Source organism: Paraburkholderia sp. BCC1886 (genome assembly GCF_900996245.1).
Lineage (GTDB): Bacteria > Pseudomonadota > Gammaproteobacteria > Burkholderiales > Burkholderiaceae > Paraburkholderia.
Window position 1 is genome coordinate 63,282 of sequence record NZ_CAAJGK010000048.1, and the last position, 18,117, is coordinate 81,398.

Annotated in this window: 16 protein-coding genes; 8 read left to right on the forward strand and 8 right to left on the reverse strand. The window is 64.0% G+C overall.

All coding sequences use genetic code 11. The features are described from left to right. Positions 1-19: 19 nt before the first annotated feature. From FQ746_RS16770 to FQ746_RS16790, 5 genes are all read right to left on the reverse strand, one after another. The gene (locus FQ746_RS16770; RefSeq protein ID WP_144110487.1) at positions 20-715 is read right to left on the reverse strand and encodes a HutD family protein; all 696 of its coding nucleotides are present in this window, start codon (positions 713-715) and stop codon (positions 20-22) included. Positions 716-717: 2 nt separating this feature from the next. Then, positions 718-2,406, reverse strand: a complete 1,689-nt coding sequence (gene hutU, locus FQ746_RS16775) for a urocanate hydratase (protein ID WP_144110488.1) — start codon at positions 2,404-2,406, stop codon at positions 718-720. Between the two features lie 63 nt (positions 2,407-2,469). Beyond that, a complete protein-coding gene (gene hutC, locus FQ746_RS16780; RefSeq protein ID WP_144110489.1) occupies positions 2,470-3,165 on the reverse strand; it encodes a histidine utilization repressor in 696 nt (231 codons plus the stop codon). 25 nt (positions 3,166-3,190) lie between these two features. Beyond that, positions 3,191-4,714, reverse strand: coding sequence for a histidine ammonia-lyase (hutH, locus tag FQ746_RS16785; protein WP_144110490.1), 1,524 nt, complete (start codon positions 4,712-4,714; stop codon positions 3,191-3,193). Positions 4,715-4,807: 93 nt separating this feature from the next. After that, positions 4,808-5,704 carry a LysR family transcriptional regulator gene (locus FQ746_RS16790; protein WP_144110491.1) on the reverse strand — a complete coding sequence of 299 codons (897 nt, stop codon included), beginning with the start codon at positions 5,702-5,704 and terminating at the stop codon, positions 4,808-4,810. A gap of 112 nt (positions 5,705-5,816) precedes the next feature. Here FQ746_RS16790 and FQ746_RS16795 point away from each other — a divergent pair, with 112 nt between their 5' ends. Continuing rightward, the gene (locus FQ746_RS16795; protein WP_144110492.1) at positions 5,817-6,728 is read left to right on the forward strand and encodes an NAD-dependent epimerase/dehydratase family protein; all 912 of its coding nucleotides are present in this window, start codon (positions 5,817-5,819) and stop codon (positions 6,726-6,728) included. A gap of 72 nt (positions 6,729-6,800) precedes the next feature. After that, entirely contained in the window at positions 6,801-7,028 is a 228-nt protein-coding gene (locus FQ746_RS16800; protein ID WP_144110493.1) for a hypothetical protein, read from the forward strand. A 76-nt stretch (positions 7,029-7,104) separates the two neighbouring features. Here the strand turns inward: FQ746_RS16800 and FQ746_RS16805 are convergent, their stop codons facing one another. Next, positions 7,105-8,484, reverse strand: coding sequence for an NCS2 family permease (locus tag FQ746_RS16805; protein WP_144110494.1), 1,380 nt, complete (start codon positions 8,482-8,484; stop codon positions 7,105-7,107). 437 nt (positions 8,485-8,921) lie between these two features. Between FQ746_RS16805 and FQ746_RS16810 the strand changes: the two genes are divergently transcribed. Then, on the forward strand, positions 8,922-9,911 hold the full coding sequence (locus FQ746_RS16810) for a PRC-barrel domain-containing protein (RefSeq protein WP_144110495.1): 990 nt from the start codon (positions 8,922-8,924) through the stop codon (positions 9,909-9,911). Next, entirely contained in the window at positions 9,908-11,131 is a 1,224-nt protein-coding gene (locus tag FQ746_RS16815) for an MFS transporter (RefSeq protein WP_144110496.1), read from the forward strand. The genes FQ746_RS16810 and FQ746_RS16815 overlap by 4 nt, the downstream gene beginning before the upstream one ends. Positions 11,132-11,727: 596 nt before the next feature. Here FQ746_RS16815 and FQ746_RS16820 read toward each other — a convergent pair. Both FQ746_RS16820 and FQ746_RS16825 read right to left on the reverse strand, forming a co-directional pair. Beyond that, the gene (locus tag FQ746_RS16820; RefSeq protein ID WP_144110497.1) at positions 11,728-13,074 is read right to left on the reverse strand and encodes an MFS transporter; all 1,347 of its coding nucleotides are present in this window, start codon (positions 13,072-13,074) and stop codon (positions 11,728-11,730) included. Positions 13,075-13,115: 41 nt separating this feature from the next. Beyond that, on the reverse strand, positions 13,116-14,288 hold the full coding sequence (locus tag FQ746_RS16825) for a M20 aminoacylase family protein (RefSeq protein WP_144110498.1): 1,173 nt from the start codon (positions 14,286-14,288) through the stop codon (positions 13,116-13,118). Between the two features lie 117 nt (positions 14,289-14,405). Between FQ746_RS16825 and FQ746_RS16830 the strand changes: the two genes are divergently transcribed. The 4 genes from FQ746_RS16830 (at position 14,406) to FQ746_RS16845 (ending at position 18,106) form a co-directional block, all read left to right on the forward strand. Then, positions 14,406-15,356 (forward strand): LysR family transcriptional regulator, encoded by a 951-nt coding sequence (locus tag FQ746_RS16830; RefSeq protein WP_144110499.1) that lies wholly within the window; start codon positions 14,406-14,408, stop codon positions 15,354-15,356. 117 nt (positions 15,357-15,473) lie between these two features. Then, entirely contained in the window at positions 15,474-15,779 is a 306-nt protein-coding gene (locus tag FQ746_RS16835; protein WP_144110500.1) for a hypothetical protein, read from the forward strand. 159 nt (positions 15,780-15,938) lie between these two features. Continuing rightward, positions 15,939-16,622 carry a heavy metal response regulator transcription factor IrlR gene (gene irlR / locus FQ746_RS16840; protein ID WP_144110501.1) on the forward strand — a complete coding sequence of 228 codons (684 nt, stop codon included), beginning with the start codon at positions 15,939-15,941 and terminating at the stop codon, positions 16,620-16,622. 71 nt (positions 16,623-16,693) lie between these two features. Further along, positions 16,694-18,106: a heavy metal sensor histidine kinase gene (locus FQ746_RS16845; protein ID WP_144110528.1), complete on the forward strand. Its 1,413-nt coding sequence runs from the start codon at positions 16,694-16,696 to the stop codon at positions 18,104-18,106. Positions 18,107-18,117: the final 11 nt, after the last annotated feature.

Below are 18,117 nucleotides of genomic sequence, written 5' to 3' on the forward strand. Positions count from 1 at the left end.
GATTGTCCGCGAAACCTGATTAGCGTGACGTGGAACGTGGCGTGGAACGTGGCGTGTAGCGCAGCGTGATGGCAAGCAGTGCGCCCGGTGCGTCGGTATTGGCGCTTCCCTCTACCTCGCACTGCAAGCCCTTCGGCGCGTCGATGCGCAAGGTGTCGCCGGTTTGCATCTGCACCGCTTGCGCGTCGCCCAGCCTGACGAACGCCGGTCCGTTGGCGCAGTACAGCAACACGGCGTCGGCGGTGAGCGTGCATTGCCGCGCGCCGCGCCACACGTCCATCTCGCCGTGCGCCGCGTCCCGCCGCACCATCAGGTTGAAGTCGCGTGTCGCGCCGTCGGCCAGACGGGCGTCGATGCTGGCTTCGCCCGTGAATCGTGCGATGTCGAGCGGCTGGTTCAACGCATGCGTCTTCGTCGGCTGCGTGTCGTCCGTGGATGGCTCGTCGAGCCACATCCCCGCGCCCGACAACAACACGAGCGTGCGGTCGATGCCCGGAAACCGCGAGAACGGCCCGGCTTGCGCGACGTCCGCGACGCTCACTCGCCAGACGAACGCATCGAGCGCCGTCGTGCCGTCCGGCTTTTGCGGTACGTAGGCCGCGATTTCGCGCGTCACGCCGCCGCCGTTCTTCCACGGCGACGCGACCAGGTCCGCGCTGGGAATCAGCGTGACGCCGGCCGCCAGCGTGGCCGAAACGCTGTCGCTAGCCGCCATGATCAGCGACCCAGCATCGGCAGATTCAGGCCCACTTCTCGCGCGGTTTTCTGCGCGAGTTCATAGCCCGCATCCGCGTGACGCATCACGCCGGTGGCCGGGTCGTTGAACAGCACGCGACCGAGGCGCTCCTTCGCGGCGTCCGTGCCGTCGGCGACGATCACCACGCCCGAGTGCTGACTGAAACCCATGCCGACGCCGCCGCCATGATGCAGCGACACCCACGACGCGCCGCCCGCGGTATTGAGCAGCGCGTTGAGCAACGGCCAGTCGCTCACCGCGTCCGAACCGTCTTTCATCGACTCCGTTTCGCGGTTGGGGCTCGCGACCGATCCCGTGTCCAGGTGATCGCGGCCGATCACGATCGGCGCTTTCAGCTCGCCGTTTTTGACCATCTCGTTGAACGCCTGCCCGAGCCGATAGCGATCCTTCACACCGACCCAGCAGATGCGCGCAGGCAAGCCCTGGAATTCGATGCGTTCGCGCGCCATGTCGAGCCAGTTGTGCAGATGCGCGTCGTCGGGGATCAGCTCCTTGACCTTCGCGTCCGTCTTGTAGATATCTTCGGGATCGCCCGACAGCGCGACCCAGCGGAACGGCCCCTTGCCTTCGCAGAACAGCGGACGGATATACGCCGGCACGAAGCCGGGAAAATCGAACGCGTTCTCGACGCCCATTTCCAGCGCCATCTGACGGATGTTGTTGCCGTAATCGAGCGTGGCGGCGCCGCGTTCCTGCAGCGTCAACATGGCCTGCACCTGTTTCGCCATCGACTGCCTGGCCGGCAGCACGATGCTGTCGGGCGCGGTTTTCATGCGCTCGCGCCAGTCGGCGACGTTCCAGCCTTGCGGCAGATAACCGTGAATCGGATCGTGCGCGCTGGTCTGGTCGGTCACGCAATCCGGCGTGATGCCGCGCGTCACGCACTCGGCGAACACGTCGGCCGCATTGCCCAGGAGACCAATGGACACCGGCTTGCCCGCCTGCTTCGCGGCGTCGAGCAGCGCGAGCGCTTCGTCGAGGGTGCGGGCTTTCCTGTCGACGTAGCGGGTTTTCAGGCGCATGTCGATGCGCGACTCGTCGCACTCGACCGCGATCATCGAGAAGCCGGCCATGGTGGCTGCAAGCGGCTGCGCGCCGCCCATGCCGCCGAGACCGCCCGTGAGGATCCAGCGGCCGCTCGGGTCGCCGTTGAAATGCTGGTTCGCCACCGAGAAGAACGTCTCGTAGGTGCCCTGCACGATGCCCTGACTGCCGATGTAGATCCAGCTGCCCGCGGTCATCTGGCCGTACATCATCAGGCCCTTGCGATCGAGTTCATGGAAGTGTTCCCACGTCGCCCAATGCGGCACCAGATTGGAATTCGCCAGCAGCACGCGCGGCGCGTCGGCATGCGTGCGGAACACGCCGACCGGCTTGCCCGACTGAATAAGCAGCGTTTCGTCTTCACCCAGGTCTTTCAGCGACGCGAGAATCTGATCGAAGCAATCCCAGTTGCGCGCGGCGCGGCCGATGCCGCCATACACCACCAGCGCATTCGGATGTTCGGCCACTTCCGGGTCCAGATTGTTCTGGATCATGCGATAGGCGGCTTCCGCGATCCACGTCTTGCAGGTCTTCTCGGCGCCGCGCGGCGCGCGAATCGTACGGGTGGGATCGAGACGCGGGTCGATGTGTTTCGGGTTGTTCATGATGGACCTCGACAGACGGAAAGGTGGTCGATAAAGACGATAAAAACAGACACGCGCGGCGCGTCAGAAATGTCCGGTGAAGCGGTAGCGGCTGCCTGGATGCCACAGGTTGGCGATCGAGGCGACCTGACTTTGCGACCATGTCCGGCGATGCAGCACGAGACACGGCTCGAGTTCGTCCATGCTCAGCAATTCGCGCGTGCCGGCGTCGGCGGCGAGCGCTTCGATGCGGTACTCCACGCGCTGCAACGGCGCGACGCGCACGAGATACTGATTCGGCGTGGTGCGGGTGAAATCCTGCAACGCGTAGTCGGGCGCGACGGCGGGATTGACCCAGCGCTCTTCGAGTTGCACCGGCTCGCCGTTTTCGAAATGCAGCACCCGCGAGTGGAAAATCGCACTGCCCTCGTCGAGTTGCATTTCTTCGGCCAGCGCGGCATCGGCGATGCTCGCGCCGAGTTGCAACACCTCCGCGTGATAGCGATGACCGCGCGCGACGATCTCGTCCGAAATACTGCGGATCGCCACCAGCGTCGATTCGTACTTGGGACGGGCCACGAAGGTGCCGGACCCCTGCACGCGCGTGAGGACCTGTTCCGAGGTCAGCTCGCGCAGCGCACGGTTGACCGTCATGCGCGCCACGTTGAACTCGCGCGCCAACTCGTTCTCCGAAGGCACCTGGTCGCCCTCGGACCATTCGCCCGCATGAATGCGCGACAGGATGAAGTCCTTGATGCCCTGATAGGCGGGTGCGTTCATGAGTGTCGGGGTCGCCGGGGTGATCTTACTGTTCCGACGCAAACGAAAACGGGCTCAGCGTCGCGATCGAGCCGTCCTGCACGAGTCGTGTGACCGCGGCGATGTCCGGTGCGAAGTAGTGATCGAGCTCGTAGTGATCGACGTCCTTGCGGATTGCGTCCATCGCTTTCTGCAGGCTCGGGCTGGTCTTGTGCGGTGCGCGCAGATCGACGCCCTGAGCCGCGGCGAGCAGTTCGATCGACAGGATGTTCGCGGTGTTTTCGGCCATATCGCCGAGCTTGCGCGCGGCGAAGGTCGCCATCGACACATGGTCTTCCTGATTCGCGGAGGTCGGCAGCGAATCCACCGACGCCGGATGCGCCAGCGTCTTGTTCTCCGATGCAAGCGCAGCGGCCGTCACGTGCGCAATCATGAAACCGGAGTTGACGCCGCCGTCGCGTACGAGGAACGGCGGCAGGCCCGACAACGTCGCGTCGATCAGAAGCGCGATGCGCCGCTCGGCCAACGCGCCGATTTCAGCGACCGCGAGCGCCAGATTGTCGGCCGCGAACGCGACCGGCTCGGCGTGGAAGTTACCGCCCGAGAGCACTTCGCCGGTGTCCGGGAAAATCAGCGGATTGTCGGAGACGGCGTTGGCTTCGAGCAGCAGCACGTCGGCGGCGTGGCGCATCTGGTCGAGACACGCGCCCATGACCTGCGGCTGGCAGCGCAGGCTGTACGGGTCCTGCACCTTGTCGCAATCGGCATGCGATACGTTGATGCCCGAGCCGTCCAGCAACGAACGATAGGCCGTGGCCGCGTCGATCTGGCCACGATGGCCGCGCAGTTCGTGAATGCGCGCGTCGAACGGTTTGACCGAACCCGCGGCGGCATCCACCGACAACGCGCCTGCGACCAGCGCGGTGCGGTACAGGTCTTCGATGGCGAACATGTTGTAGAGCGCGAGCGCAGTGGAGGCTTGCGTGCCGTTCAGCAGCGCCAGACCTTCCTTCGCCTGCAGCGTGAGCGGCGCGAGACCGACCAGCGCGAGACCTTCGGTAGCCGGCATGCGCTCGCCCTTCGCGAACACTTCGCCGACGCCCAGCAGCGTGGCCGACATATGCGCGAGCGGTGCGAGGTCGCCCGATGCGCCGACCGAACCCTTGACCGGAATGACCGGCAGCACGTCGGCGTTGTACAGCGTAATGAGCGCTTCCATGACTTCGCGGCGAATGCCCGAATGACCACGGCCGAGACTCGACAGCTTCAATGCGATCAACAGACGCACCACCGGAGCCGACATCGGCTGACCCACGCCGACCGCATGCGACAACACGAGGTTACGTTGCAGCAGTTCCAGTTGATCATGCGGGATATGCGTGCTGGCGAGACGCCCGAAGCCCGTATTGATACCGTAGGCCGGTTCGCCCTTCGCCGCGATATCGGCGACGGCTTGCGCGCACGCGTCGATGGCGGCATGGCTGGCAGGATCGAGTTGCAGCGCGACATGCTGGCGCGCGATCTGGCGCAACTGCGGGAGGGTCAACTGGCCGGGCTTCAGAGTGATCATGGTGGTTCCTGTCTATACAAGTCGGGGGCAAGTGTAGCGGCGTCAATTTGTATATACAACTTGTTTTTTTAACTTCGAACGCCGCCGCGCCCCTTACAACCGCACCCGCGTTTCGATGAAATCCAGGAAGCAGCGCACTCGCCCCGCGAGCGACGCGCTCTGGTAATACACCGCGCTGACCGGCTGCCGCTCGTCGACAAGCACGGGGTCGAGAATCGACACCAGCCGCCCGTCGCGCAGGTCGTCGGCGCTCATGAACTCGGCGAGACACGCGATGCCCCAGCCGGATAGCGCCAGTTGCCGGAGCGTCTCGCCACTCGACGCGGTGATGGCCGGCGCGATTTTCAGCAGTTCCTGCTGGCCGTCGGGACCCGCGCGCAGCGGCCAGCGATTCAGATGCTCGGGCGCCGTGAAGCCGATCAGCCGATGCGCGCGCAACGCCTCCACCGAGTCCGGCTCGCCGTATTGCGCGAGATACGCGGGACTGGCGAGCACTCTCAGCCGGCTGCTGCCCAGCGTTCGCGCATGCAAGGTCGAATCCTGCAGCGCGCCGATGCGAATGGCGATGTCCACCTTCTGTTCCAGCAGATCGACGATACGCTCGTTGCTGGTCAGTTCCAGACGAATGTCCGGATACAGCGCGGAAAACGCCGACATATGCGGGGCAATGCAATGGAGCATGAAAGGCGACGCGGCATCGACCCGCAAGCGTCCCGATGGCCGCTCGCGGCCGCGCGCGACGGATTCCTCGGCCTCTTCCATGGCGACGAGAATCGCGCGCGCCCGGCCGAGGAACGCCTCGCCCTCTTCCGTCAGATGCAGCCGCCGCGTAGTGCGCCGGATCAGCGCCGTGTCGAGCTTTTTTTCGAGGCGCGTCAGGGCGCGGCTCACGCCCGACACCGTCTGCTGCAATTTTTCCGCCGCCGCGGTGATCGACCCGCTGTCCATCACCGTGACGAAAACCAGCAGTTCATCCGTGGAAGTCTTCATTGTTGATTTCAGATCAAGATTGATTTGAGACTAACACGGTTTTTGCGAGAATCCGGAAGGCGGATACTGCATGCCTGTCACCTGTCCTCAGGTTTCCACTCAGGAGAACGTCTTGAAGATTTTTATTACTGGCGCTAGCGGTTTCATCGGCGGGTCGATTGCGGCGCATCTCGTGCGCGCCGGCCATTCCGTGCGCGGTCTGATCCGCAAGCCCGAGCATCGCGAAGCCTTGCAACGGCTCGGTATCGAACCCGTCATCGGCACGCTGGACGACGGCGATCTGCTCCGCGCCGAAGCGCGGGCCGCCGACGCCGTCATCAACGCCGCGAGCAGCGACCACGAAGGCGCGGTCAAAGCGTTGATCGAAGGACTCGCCGGTTCCGGCAAACCGTTCCTGCATACGAGTGGCTCGAGCATCGTTGGCGATGCGTCGGGTGGCGAAGCGGGTCAGGCGCGCATCTATCACGAAGACGCGTTGCCCGAGCCCACTGCCGACAAGGCGCCGCGCGTGGTCATCGACAATCTCGTGCTGGCCGCCGCGCAGCAGAACATTCGCTCGGCCGTGCTGTGCAATACGCTGATCTACGGTCATGGCGCCGTGCCCGGCAGCGCGAGCGTACAGTTGCCGAGACTCGTGCGGCAGGCGCAGAAGAGCGGGGTCGTGCGGCACGTGGGCAGCGGCGGCAACATCTGGTCGAACGTACATATCGACGACGTCGCCGAACTCTACCGACTCGCGCTGGAGAAGACGCCGGCCGGCACGTTCTACTTCGTCGAAAGCGGCGAAGCGTCGTTTCGCGACATGAGCGCCGCGATCGCGCGTGCGATGAAACTGGGCGCGCCGCAAGACTGGCCGCTCGCCGACGCGCAGCAGGAATGGGGCTACGAAATGGCGTCGTACGGACTCGGTTCGAACAGCCGCGTGCGCGGCGAACGTGCCCGCTCGCTGCTTGGCTGGCAGCCTCGACGCACCTCGGTGATCGAGTGGATCGAGCACCACATGCTGGCTGAGCAGGAAGCCTAAGCATGTAAGCCGTGTAAGCCAGCGCGTAGCAAATCCGTAAGCTCGGCCCGTTAGAATCCGCCCGACTCGAGCATGCGATCCCACCTGGCGGATCGCACTCGAGCCCGGACTGGACCGACGACCTTGGCGCTGAATTTCGACTGGCTGACCAACCTGATGGCGATACTTTTCGTCGTCGCGTGTCTCTACGACGCGCGCTACGACGAGTACGGCACGCTGACGCTGTCAGCGGCCGCGATGGGACTCGCCGTGATGGCGATCGAGTGGTTCTTCAAGCCCGCGTTCGAAATGTCGCTTTAGGCGGGCCTGCGGGCAACCTTGTAGGCACCCCTGCAGGCAGCCCCGCCGGAACGACCGTTCAGGCGAGGGCCGCCAGTCAGATTGCCCAGCCGCCCAGATAAAAACCGACCAGCACGATGGCGATCGCCACGGTGCCCACGTTCAGCTTGCGATACTCGCCGCTCACCACCCGGCCGATCACCAGCGTCGCGAAGCCCAGCATGATGCCCGTCACGATGTTCGCCGTGAGCACGATGAAAACCGCGCACATCAGGCCGGACATCGAGTCGACCATGTCGTCCATATGCAGCTTGCTGACGTTCGACAGCATCAGGAGACCCACGTACATGAGCGCGGGCGCCGTTGCGTAAGAAGGCACGAGCCCGGCTAGCGGCGAGAAGAACATCACCACCAGAAACAGCAGACCGACGACCGCGGCGGCCATGCCCGTCTTCGCGCCGGCCGCCACGCCCACTGTCGATTCGATATAGGCTGCGGCCGGTGCGCCGCCCAGCAGTCCCGAGAAAATCGAGCTGAGCGAATCGGCGGTCAACGCGCGGCCGCCGTTGATGATGCGGCCGTCTTCGTCCAGTTGTCCTGCCTGCCCGGCGACCGCGCGAATCGTGCCGGTCGCGTCGAACACCGCGGTCATCACGAGCGCGAGCACGCTCGGCAGCACCGACATCGACAACGCGCCGCGAATGTCCATCGCGCCGATCAGCGAAGCGTGACCGGGCGCGCTCAGCGACGGCACAGCGAATACACCGTGGAACGACACGGCAGGATCGATGGCGAGCGCGATCGCCGAGATCACGACGATGACGATCAGGATAGAGCCCGGCACCCGCCGACGCACCAGACCGAAGATGGCCGCCAGTCCCGCCACCGACATCAAGGCCGGCAGCGCGGTGATATTGCCGAGCGACACCGGCAAACCCGCACCCGGGTTTTTAACGACCAGCCCGACGTCGTTCGCCGCGATCAGCAACAGGAACAGACCGATGCCGATGCCCGTGCCGTGCGCGATGCCGGTCGGCAGATTACGCAGAATCCAGGAGCGGACGCCAGTCACCGAAATCGCGGTGAAGACCACGCCCATCAGAAACACCGCGCCGAGCGCGACGGTCGGATGCAGACCTTTGCCGAGCACGAGCCCGAACGCGGTGAACGCCGTGAGCGAAATCGCGCAACCGATGGCGATCGGCAAACGCGCCCATACGCCCATCAGCAGCGAGCCGAACGCGGTGGTCAGACAGACGGCGACGAATACCGCGCTGGTGTCGAAGCCCGCTTTGCCGAACATGCCCGGCACGACGAACACCGAATAGACCATCGCGAGAAAAGTGGTGATACCGGCGACGATTTCCTGACGCTGCGAACTGCCGCGCGCGGAGATGTCGAAATAACGGTCGAGAAAGCCCTTGGTGTCGAACTCGGCGCCGACTTCGGAAATCGGCTGGGCGTGGGGTTCCATCATGATGAGAGTGGCTCCTTTATCAGCGTGCTGAAACGGCCGTCGATGCGGCCGTCATCAGGTTCGTCTCGTTGAGTTGGTTTAGTGGTGGGGTGCTGCACGGGTAGGACTTTTTTTGCTGTCTCGGAATGTAGGGCACCACAAATATATCTCCCATCGCATGAATGGCATGCCGGACATGTCGTGATGCGTATAACTTTTACGGGACGGTGCGATGGGGAGGCGGTGCGCGTGTATACACCTAGGCGCCCCCAGGCGCACCTCGATGCCGAACTTGCGGCCGTTCGGAAAAGCGCGGCACGAAGCGTGCTTATCGCAGAGCGGCCAGAACGCTCCCTAAAACCGGGCTGCGCTACGCCGCGGGTTACACTCTGGCCCGTACCTGTCTTAACTGCGGCGGCTTATCGCGCCCGTCCGCACTGGCCCTGGAGTCCTTCTTGATGAGCGGCGGTTTTTCGCGTCCTGCCTGGCGTCTGCTGGTTCTTGCTGTGTTCGCGCTCGTCGCGTTGTCCGGTTGCAGCCTGTTGTGGGGTCCGCAGCAGGCGCCGATCGTCGATGCCACCGTCATGCCCGTGGAACCGGCGAGTGCCCCTGCGGCCGCGTCGGGCCCCGAGCCGGTGGAGACCGAAGCCGCCGATACGCCCGAGCAACCGCGCAAGCCGAAGAAGCCGGTGGTCAAGCCGCACAAGGTCGAGACCCCGCCGCCCGTCGTTGCCACGCCCGCACCGCCTTCGCCGCCGCCCGCCCCGCTGATCGTATTGCGCACCATCGAGCGCAGCGACGCGCGCACTTTGCTCGACGCCGAGGTGCAGAAGCCCGACGGCAAGGTCGTCGGCCGCGCGGTCGATCTGATCGCCGACGCCGCCGGCAAGGCGCGCGAGATGGTTGTGAATCTGCAAGGCTTTCTCGGCGTCGGCGACCGCAAGGTGAATTTCCCGTGGGGCGCGTTCCGTTTCACGCCGACCGCGAAAGCCGCGCCGATTACGCTGACCGGCACCAATCCGACGCCCGCTGCCAAATCCAACGCCGTGCAACTGCCGATGATCGACGCGACCATCGAGCGCTCGAACGGCGCCAAGGTCGGCCGCGTGATCGACGTGCTGATCGATGCCAATGCGCAGCCTCAGGCGGTCGTGCTCGATGTGAACGGCATGGTCAGCACCGAGCGGCGCACGATTGCCGCGAACTGGTCGGCGCTGCACTTCGTGGTGAAGGACAAGGAACTGCATCCACAGATCGATCTGAGCGACGCGCAGATCAACGCCACGCCGCCGTATGCGAACGACAAACCGATTCGCGCCGTGTCGCCCGCCCCTCCCCCCGCGCCGGCTGCGCCCGCAGCGCCTTCGGCCGCACCTGCCGCCGCTGCGCCAGCCGCGGCGCCGGCCCCCGCGAATAACGCCGGTTCCAGCGCACGGGCGGCCCGATGATGGGACGCACGCTGGTTACTGCGCGCAGTTTGCGCGCGCTCGATTGGATGAATTTTTTCGTCGCCAACGTGCAGACGGGTTTTGGGCCGTTCATCGCTTCGTATCTCGCGTCGCACAAATGGACGCAGGGCGAGATCGGCATGGCGTTGTCGGTGGGCACGATCAGCGCGATGGTGAGTCAGGTGCCGGGCGGCGCCGCGGTCGACGCGTTGCGCAACAAGAAAGGCGCGGCGGCCTGGGCGATCATCGCGATCATTCTGAGTGCGGTGTTGCTGGCGGTGAGTCCGACGGTGTTGCCGGTGATTGCCGCCGAGGTGTTCCACGGGTTTGCCAGTTGCATGCTGACGCCGGCGCTTGCTGCGATTTCGTTCGCGCTCGTTGGACGCGCGAATCTCGGTGACCGGCTTGGGCGCAATGCGCGCTGGGCGTCGATCGGGAGCGCGGTGGCTGCTGGCTTGATGGGCGTATTCGGCGAGTACTATTCGCCGCGCGCGGTGTTCTGGCTGACGGCTGCGCTGGCGGTGCCGGCGTTGTTCGCGCTGGCCATGATCCAGCGTACCGATACGGTCGAATTACCGCAGGCCTTGACGCCCCAGCAGGTCGAACGACGCGAGAGCTTGCGCGAGTTGTTACGCGACAAGCGGATGTTGCTGTTTGCGGCTTGTATCGTGCTGTTTCATCTTTCCAATGCGGCGATGTTGAATCTGGCTGCTGGGGAGGTGACTGCCGGTATGGGCGATAACGTTCAGCTCGTGATTGCGGCTTGCATTATCGTGCCGCAGGCGATCGTGGCGATGATGTCGCCTTGGGTTGGGCGCTCTGCCGAGCGGTGGGGGCGGCGGCCGATTCTGCTGCTTGGGTTTTCTGCTTTGCCCATTCGGGCGTTGCTGTTTGCCGGGATTAGCAGCCCGTATTTGCTGGTGCCCGTGCAGATGCTCGATGGGTTGAGTGCTGCGGTTTTCGGGGTGATGTTGCCGCTGATCGCTGCGGATGTCGCGGGGGGGAAGGGGCGGTATAACCTCTGCATCGGGTTGTTCGGGTTGGCGGCTGGGATTGGGGCTACTTTGAGTACCACTGCGGCTGGGTTTGTTGCCGATCATTTTGGGAATGCGGTGAGCTTCTTTGGGTTGGCTGCGGCTGGGGGGTTGGCGGTTTTGTTGGTGTGGGCGGCTATGCCGGAGACACGGGAAGTGGTTCAGCCTGCGGCTGAGGAGGGATAGGGTTTTTTCGTTGCACTGGCTTCTTTGGCCTTTGGCCTTTCCTTGTTTTGTTAGTGGTCTATTGGCGTTCCCCCTGTGCGGGGGGGCACTTACTTCTCTTTGCCGCCGCAAAGAGAAGTAAGCAAGAGAAAGCGGCTCACACCGCTAATTCTTAAGCGGGAACCGCGCGAAATTCTTGGTAGTGGTGCATCTGGAATCCGGCCCCTCGCGCATTACACGGTAGTGACAAAGCACTCATCAGCTCCCACTCCGCACTGCGTGCGTCGCGGATGGGAACACCACGGAAAGCGAAAAACCGAGGGGGTAGAACGACCCGGGGGCGCGCGAAGCGCCGCCGGAAGAATGACTGCCTTGTCACCGGGGCGGAATGCGCGAGAGCACGGATTCCAGATGCACCACTACCAGAAACCGCGCGTGGTGCCCGCTTAAAAGTTAGCGGTTTGAGCCCGCTTTCTTTTGCCTACTTTTCTTTGCGGCGGCAAAGAAAAGTAGGTGCCCCCCCGCACAGGGGGAACGCTAATAGACCACTACCAAATCAAGGAAAGGCCAAAGGCCAAAAAGCCAGTGCAACGAAAAGCCAGTGCAACGAAAAACCCTTACTTTATATCCCTCCCAGCAGTCTCCCGAACAAACGGCAACGCCCCCACCGACACAACCCCACACCCAATCAAATACCACGCAGGCGCGAGATTACTCCCCGAAACCTGAATCAACCACGTAGCAAAAAACTGCGCAAACCCACCGAAAATAGAAACCCCAAGACAATAAACAACCGACATCCCGGTAGCCCGAATTTCCCGAGGAAACATCTCCGGCAGCATGACGATATTCGGCACCGCGGTAAACGCAACCAACACCCCCAACCCAGCAACGACAGAAAGCAGAACCGGCACAGTAGGCCAAACATTAATGACCATGAACGCCGGATAAACGGCAAGAATCAGCAGCACCCGCGATACCCCCAACACCCACTTGCGCCCAACCCGATCCGACAAAGCCCCCGCAACTGGCGAACACACCACCGTCATGGCCGCAGCCGTCCAGGCTGCCCACAACGCCGACGACATCGGCATATGCAAAATCCGGATCGCGTAAGTCGACAGATAAAACAGCACGATGTAGTTAGCCGCCGTCCCACCGATCGTCGTCAACACCCCAGTCGTAATCGAGCGCCCATGCTCACGAAACAGCGTCCGCACCGGCTGCGCAGAAGCCGCCTCCACGCGCCGCGACCCGTCCGCTTCTTCGACACCCGGCAAAGTCTCATCCAGATGCCGCCGGATATAAATCCCAATCGGCCCCATCGCCATGCCGATCACGAACGGCACACGCCATCCCCAACTCTCCAGCGCGGCAGTCGACAACGCCGCCGCCAGCGCCACACCGAGCAAGGACCCGCAGACCGTGTTCAAGCCCTGACTCACGAACTGCCAGCTGCCATAGAATCCGCGCGTCCTGTTGCTCCCATATTCGAGCAGCAACGAAGTCGACGCGCCAATCTCGCCACCCAACGCAAACCCCTGAATCAGCCGCGCGAGAATCACCAGCAACGGCGCAGCGACGCCGATCGCCGCATACGTCGGCGCAAACGCGATGATCGCCGAGCCTAGCGTCATGAGCCACAGCGTAAGGCTCATCGCCGCCTTGCGGCCCGCGCGATCCGCATACGCGCCGAGCACGATGCCGCCCACCGGCCGCATGATGAAGCCGACGCCGAAGGTCCCCACTGCGAGCATCAATTGCGCGAGTTGTCCCTCCACCGGAAAATACAGCTTGCCGATAATCGTCGCGAAGAAGCTGTAAATCGTAAAGTCGAAAAACTCGAGACCGTTGCCCAAAGTAATCGCGGCAATCGCCTTGACATGGCTCGCGCGTTGCACCGGCAACGGCTCGCTGTTCGACAGGTCGGGGCTAACGGTTTGCGGTGTGGCGGAATAGTCCATTCAGGTCTCCGTGGAGAAATCGAAGCGTGCCGCGCAATCCCTCAAACGAGGAAGGTCTGCGCAAGCCGCACCCAATACGCCGCACCGGTCGCGAGGCACGCGTCGTTGAAGTCGTAGCCGGGGTTGTGCACCATGCAGCCGCCCTCACCGTCACCATTGCCAATGATCAGATAGCTACCGGGACAACGCTCCAGCAAAAACGCGAAATCCTCGCTGCCCGTGAGCGGCTGCATATCGGCAATCAGTCCGTCGTCGCCGAGCCAGTCGTGGGCGACCTGACGCGCGAGCCCAGTCATCTGCACGTCGTTGACGAGGACCGGGTAACGGCGCTGGTAATCCACGTGAGCGCGCGCGCCGAACACCGCGGCCTGGCCACATGCCACCGCTGTGATGCGTTCCTGCAAGTAGTCCCGCACGTCGGGTTTCAACGCGCGCACCGACAGACGCATCTCGGCAGTCTCGGGAATCACGTTGGGCGCTTCGCCCGCGTGAATTGCGCCGACCGTGATGATGGCCATGTCGAGCGGCGCGATATTGCGCGATACGATGGACTGCAACGCCAGCACGATCTGCGCGCACACCACCACCGGATCGACGGCTTTATGCGGCACCGCGCCGTGACCGCCGCGCCCCGTCACCTTGATCACGACGGTGTCCGACGAAGCCATGAACGAGCCCGGCAGAAAACCCAGCTTGCCGGTCGGAAAGCCCGGCATGTTGTGCATCGCGAACACGGCGTCGCACGGAAACAAATCGAACAGACCGTCTTCGAGCATCTGCTTCGCGCCGGCGAGCCCTTCTTCGGCAGGCTGGAAAATCAGATTCAACGTGCCGTCGAAATGCTTTTCCTGCGCGAGATGTTTGGCCGCCGCGAGCAGCATCGCCGTATGACCGTCGTGACCGCACGCGTGCATCTTGCCGGGCACCGTGCTCGCATACGGCAAGCCGGTCGTCTCGTGGATCGGCAAGGCATCCATGTCCGCACGCAGTCCAAGCTTGCGGCTGCCCTTACCTACTTTCAGTTGCCCGACCACACCGGTGCGGCCGAGCCCGCGATGCACGGTATACCCCCACGCCTGCAACCGTTCCGCGATCAGATCTCCGGTCGCGAACTCTTCGTACGCCAGTTCCGGTTTTGCATGAATACGCTGACGCAGCGCGATCATTTCGTCTTCGAGTTCGGCGATGCCCGCCGGAATGGTCATGGTGTTCACGTATCGTCTCCGCTGATTGAATCGGAACCCAGCATAGCGACGCCGATATTGCCCGGGCAGGCGTAAAATCGTTGCGCCGGCAACCGCTGGTTGTCATGCTCCTAAACCCTTGGTCCGATGAAACTGCATCAACTCAGCACATTGGCGGCAATCGCGGATACCGGAAGTATCCGGGCAGCGGCACGTTCGCTAGGGCTTTCGCCGGCCGCCGTCACCAAAGCCATGCGCGAACTGGAAGCCCATCTGCATGCGCCGCTGGTCGTGCGCAGCGCGAGCGGTGTCGCCTTCACCGAGTTCGGCCGCGCGCTCGTCGTTCACGCGAGACTCGTGCTCGGCCAGTTGCAACGCGCGGAAGCGGAGATCGAAGCACTACGCGGCGCGGCCGCCGGCAAGCTGTCGATCGGCGTGACGCCCTGGGTTGCGTTGACATTTCTGCCGCCCGCCGTGAAGCGCTTCCGGCAGCGCCTGCCGGACGTGCAACTGGAATTCTTCGAAGGCCTGCTGGCTGTCGTGCAACCGCGCCTGCGGGACGGCAGCCTCGATTTCTCGATCGGCCGGCCGCCGCCCGCTTCGCCGCAATCGGAATTTCACAACGTGCCGCTTTTCTCGACCCATTCGGCGGTCGTCGCGCGACACGATCATCCGAAAGCGGGCTGCCGCACCCTGCTCGACCTCGAAGACGCCGAGTGGGTGCTCAACTGGGACCCGGCGAGCCGCGAATCCATCTCCGACAACCTGTTTCGCAAACGTGGCATGCGAGTGCCGCAAACCATTCATCTCGCCCACTCGCTCGCCGTCGTGCTCGGCCTGCTCGCGCAAACCGACATGCTCAGCATCTTCCCGTGGCCGCTCGCGGAAGTGACGCTCGCGAAAGAGAAGCTCTGGGCGCTGCCGCTGCGCGAAACCGTCGACGAGACCATCGTCAGCATCACCTCGCGACGCGGTGCGCCGACCAGTCCGGCGGCGGCCTGCTTTCTCGACTGTCTGCGCGAAGTGATCGACGAAGGCGCGCGCTCGACGGACCCCGAACAGCGCCGCCTGTTTCATTCGATCGAGTTGCTGCTGTAATTGCCGCAAGGGGTGTCAGTGCGCGAAGCACTGCATGACAGAATTGTCATGTTCGTCTCATGAAGATATCGGCGATGCGTTCGTAACATGGAACACTCCACATCGGACCCGAACAGCATGCGACGTATTCAACCCACCCGGTACGTAGCGGAGTTCGCAGCGCGCGTGAGGGCTCTCACTTCCTCCTGCGCGATGCGGCTTCCACCTTGCAACCGGGAAACCGTTTCACTGGCTGCGGCCTTCACGACCATCGCCGTCAGTTCGCTCGCCTTCTGGTTGAGCCAGCCGGCCACGCTGTTCAACGGCGGCGCAACGGTGAGCGCCCGCGGTCGGCAGCAAGCGGCTCATCAAGGCGACCCGTTCTCCTGCGACAAGCGGTCCTATGGACCGCATTCGGTCGTACCGGTCGTCGCACGCCGTTGATGGCTGCCGCCCCGGCGTCATTCACGACACCTCCGACTGAAATGAAAAAGAGTATTGAAGCGCTCACGTCTTCGTTAATCGCGCGGGTTCCGGTACGCTGCGCGGGCGCGCTCAACTGCCCGGCCGCGTGCCGTTCCCTTCGCGCCCCGGAGAAAGTCCATGCGAATCCTGATCGTCGAAGATGAAGCGAAGACCGGCACCTACCTGCGCAAGGGACTGACCGAAGCGGGCTTCGTCGTCGATTGGGTGGTGGACGGTGTGACCGGTCAACATCTCGCGCTGACCGAAGACTTCGACCTGATCGTTCTCGACGTGATGCTGCCGGGTCAGGACGGCTGGACCGTGCTGAAGAATCTGCGCCTCACGCGCTCCACGCCGGTGCTGCTGCTCACCGCGCGCGACGATGTCGACGACAAGGTGCGCGGCCTGGAAATGGGCGGCGACGACTATCTCGCCAAGCCGTTCGATTTCGTCGAACTGCTCGCGCGCGTGCGTTCCATCCTGCGGCGCGGACACGGCCGCGACGCCGCCTCGCTGCACGTGTCGGACCTGGTGCTCGACCTGACCCGCCGCAAGGCCACGCGTCAGGGCGACACCATTCTGCTCACCGCGAAGGAGTTCGCACTGCTCTGGCTGCTCATGCGTCGTCAGGGCGAGATACTGCCGCGCTCCACCATCGCAGCCCAGGTGTGGGACATGAACTTCGACAGCGACACGAACGTCGTCGATGCCGCCATTCGTCGCGTGCGTGCCAAGGTCGACGACCACTACGAGCCGAAGCTGATCCACACGGTTCGCGGCATGGGCTATGTGCTCGAAGAACGCCGCTCGCCCGTCCGATGAGCCGCTGCAAGCTGGCCTGTCCCGGGTTGTCGCGCGCCTTGCGGCGGCTTCTGAAGCCGCTCGCGCCGTTCATGCCGCACACGTTGCGCACGCGCCTCGCCATGCTGTTCGCGATCTCGACCTCGCTGCTGCTCGCTTTCAACGGCGTGCTGCTCTATCACAGCCTCAAAACGCGTATCGAATCGACCGCCACGCGCGAGATGAACGCGACGCTCACCGGTCTTCAACTCGATCTGCAAACCATGGACGGGCTCGGCGCGATCAGTGCGAATCAGGACATCTGGTACAGCCTGCTACACGGGCATCCGAACCTGGACATCGCGCTATTCGACATGCGCGGCACGCCGCTCACGCGCACCAAGGGTTATTGGCCGAACGTGGAAACGCTCGCCGTACGCACGAGTCTCGTGCCGGTGCAAGTCGCCGTCACGGGTCTACAGCGGCGCTTCCTGGTGGCCATGGCGCCGCTCGGCGGACGCTCGGGTGAACCGGTGCGTCTGGTCGTGCAGTACGACGCCAGCGGCGAGAGCGCGCTGCTGCGCGCCTATGCGCTGACCGTGCTGCTGGTGAGCGTGATCGGCACGGTGGTGAACGCGCTGCTCGCATGGTGGATCGCGCGCTTCGGCTTGCGTCCGCTGGCGCGGCTCACCGCGCGCGCCGAGCAGATTTCCAGTTGCCGTCTCGCGCAGCCGCTGCCCGAACGCGACATGCCCGGCGAGTTGAAGGACCTGAGCCACGCCTTCAACCGTATGTTGGCGCGCCTCGACGAGTCCTTCACGCGGCTCGCACAGTTCTCCTCCGATCTCGCGCACGACATGCGCACGCCGCTGACCAATCTGCTCGCCGAAGCACAAGTCGCGCTGTCGCAGCCGCGTTGCGCCGACGACTACCGCTCCGTGATCGAGTCGAGCGTCGACGAATTCCAGCGGCTCTCGCGGCTGATCGACAGCATGCTGTTTCTCGCGCGGGCCGACAGCGCACAACGGCGTCTGCAGGTGCAAACCGTCGATGCGCGCGGCGAGGCGCTACGGGTGGCGGGCTTCTACGAAAGCATGGCCGCGGATGCGGGCGTGAAGATTCTCGTCATCGGCCACGCCCGCTTCGATGGCGACGTGCTGCTGGTGCAGCGCGCGCTGAGCAATCTGCTCGCGAATGCGCTCACGCATGCGCCGCGCGGCAGCATCGTCGAGGTGCGTTGCGTGGAGCGCGTACGCGACGTGCTGCTGACCATTTCCGACTGCGGGCCAGGCATCGCGCAACCGCATCTCGAACGGATTTTCGACCGCTTCTATCGCGTCGATCCGGCGCGGCACAATTCCGCGCGCGGCACTGGGTTGGGTCTCGCCATCGTCAAGTCGATCATGAACGAGCACCACGGCGATTGCAGCGTCGACAGCATCGCGCACGTGCAGACCACGTTCACGCTGCGGTTTCCGCGGCGCGTGGCGAGCCCGTTGTCGCTGCGCGTGCCGCGACGCGCTTAGTGGCCCGCTCG

Bases quoted from the DNA above. Each gene is read 5' to 3' on its own strand.
- FQ746_RS16835 (WP_144110500.1), top strand. From the start codon at position 15,474: ATGCGACGTATTCAACCCACCCGGTACGTAGCGGAGTTCGCAGCGCGC.
- FQ746_RS16800 (WP_144110493.1), top strand. From the start codon at position 6,801: ATGCGATCCCACCTGGCGGATCGCACTCGAGCCCGGACTGGACCGACG.
- irlR (WP_144110501.1), top strand. From the start codon at position 15,939: ATGCGAATCCTGATCGTCGAAGATGAAGCGAAGACCGGCACCTACCTG.
- FQ746_RS16805 (WP_144110494.1), bottom strand. From the start codon at position 8,484: ATGATGGAACCCCACGCCCAGCCGATTTCCGAAGTCGGCGCCGAGTTC.
- hutU (WP_144110488.1), bottom strand. From the start codon at position 2,406: ATGAACAACCCGAAACACATCGACCCGCGTCTCGATCCCACCCGTACG.
- FQ746_RS16770 (WP_144110487.1), bottom strand. From the start codon at position 715: ATGGCGGCTAGCGACAGCGTTTCGGCCACGCTGGCGGCCGGCGTCACG.
- FQ746_RS16830 (WP_144110499.1), top strand. From the start codon at position 14,406: ATGAAACTGCATCAACTCAGCACATTGGCGGCAATCGCGGATACCGGA.
- FQ746_RS16810 (WP_144110495.1), top strand. From the start codon at position 8,922: ATGAGCGGCGGTTTTTCGCGTCCTGCCTGGCGTCTGCTGGTTCTTGCT.
- hutC (WP_144110489.1), bottom strand. From the start codon at position 3,165: ATGAACGCACCCGCCTATCAGGGCATCAAGGACTTCATCCTGTCGCGC.
- FQ746_RS16820 (WP_144110497.1), bottom strand. From the start codon at position 13,074: ATGGACTATTCCGCCACACCGCAAACCGTTAGCCCCGACCTGTCGAAC.
- FQ746_RS16790 (WP_144110491.1), bottom strand. From the start codon at position 5,704: ATGAAGACTTCCACGGATGAACTGCTGGTTTTCGTCACGGTGATGGAC.
- FQ746_RS16815 (WP_144110496.1), top strand. From the start codon at position 9,908: ATGATGGGACGCACGCTGGTTACTGCGCGCAGTTTGCGCGCGCTCGAT.
- FQ746_RS16845 (WP_144110528.1), top strand. From the start codon at position 16,694: ATGCCGCACACGTTGCGCACGCGCCTCGCCATGCTGTTCGCGATCTCG.
- hutH (WP_144110490.1), bottom strand. From the start codon at position 4,714: ATGATCACTCTGAAGCCCGGCCAGTTGACCCTCCCGCAGTTGCGCCAG.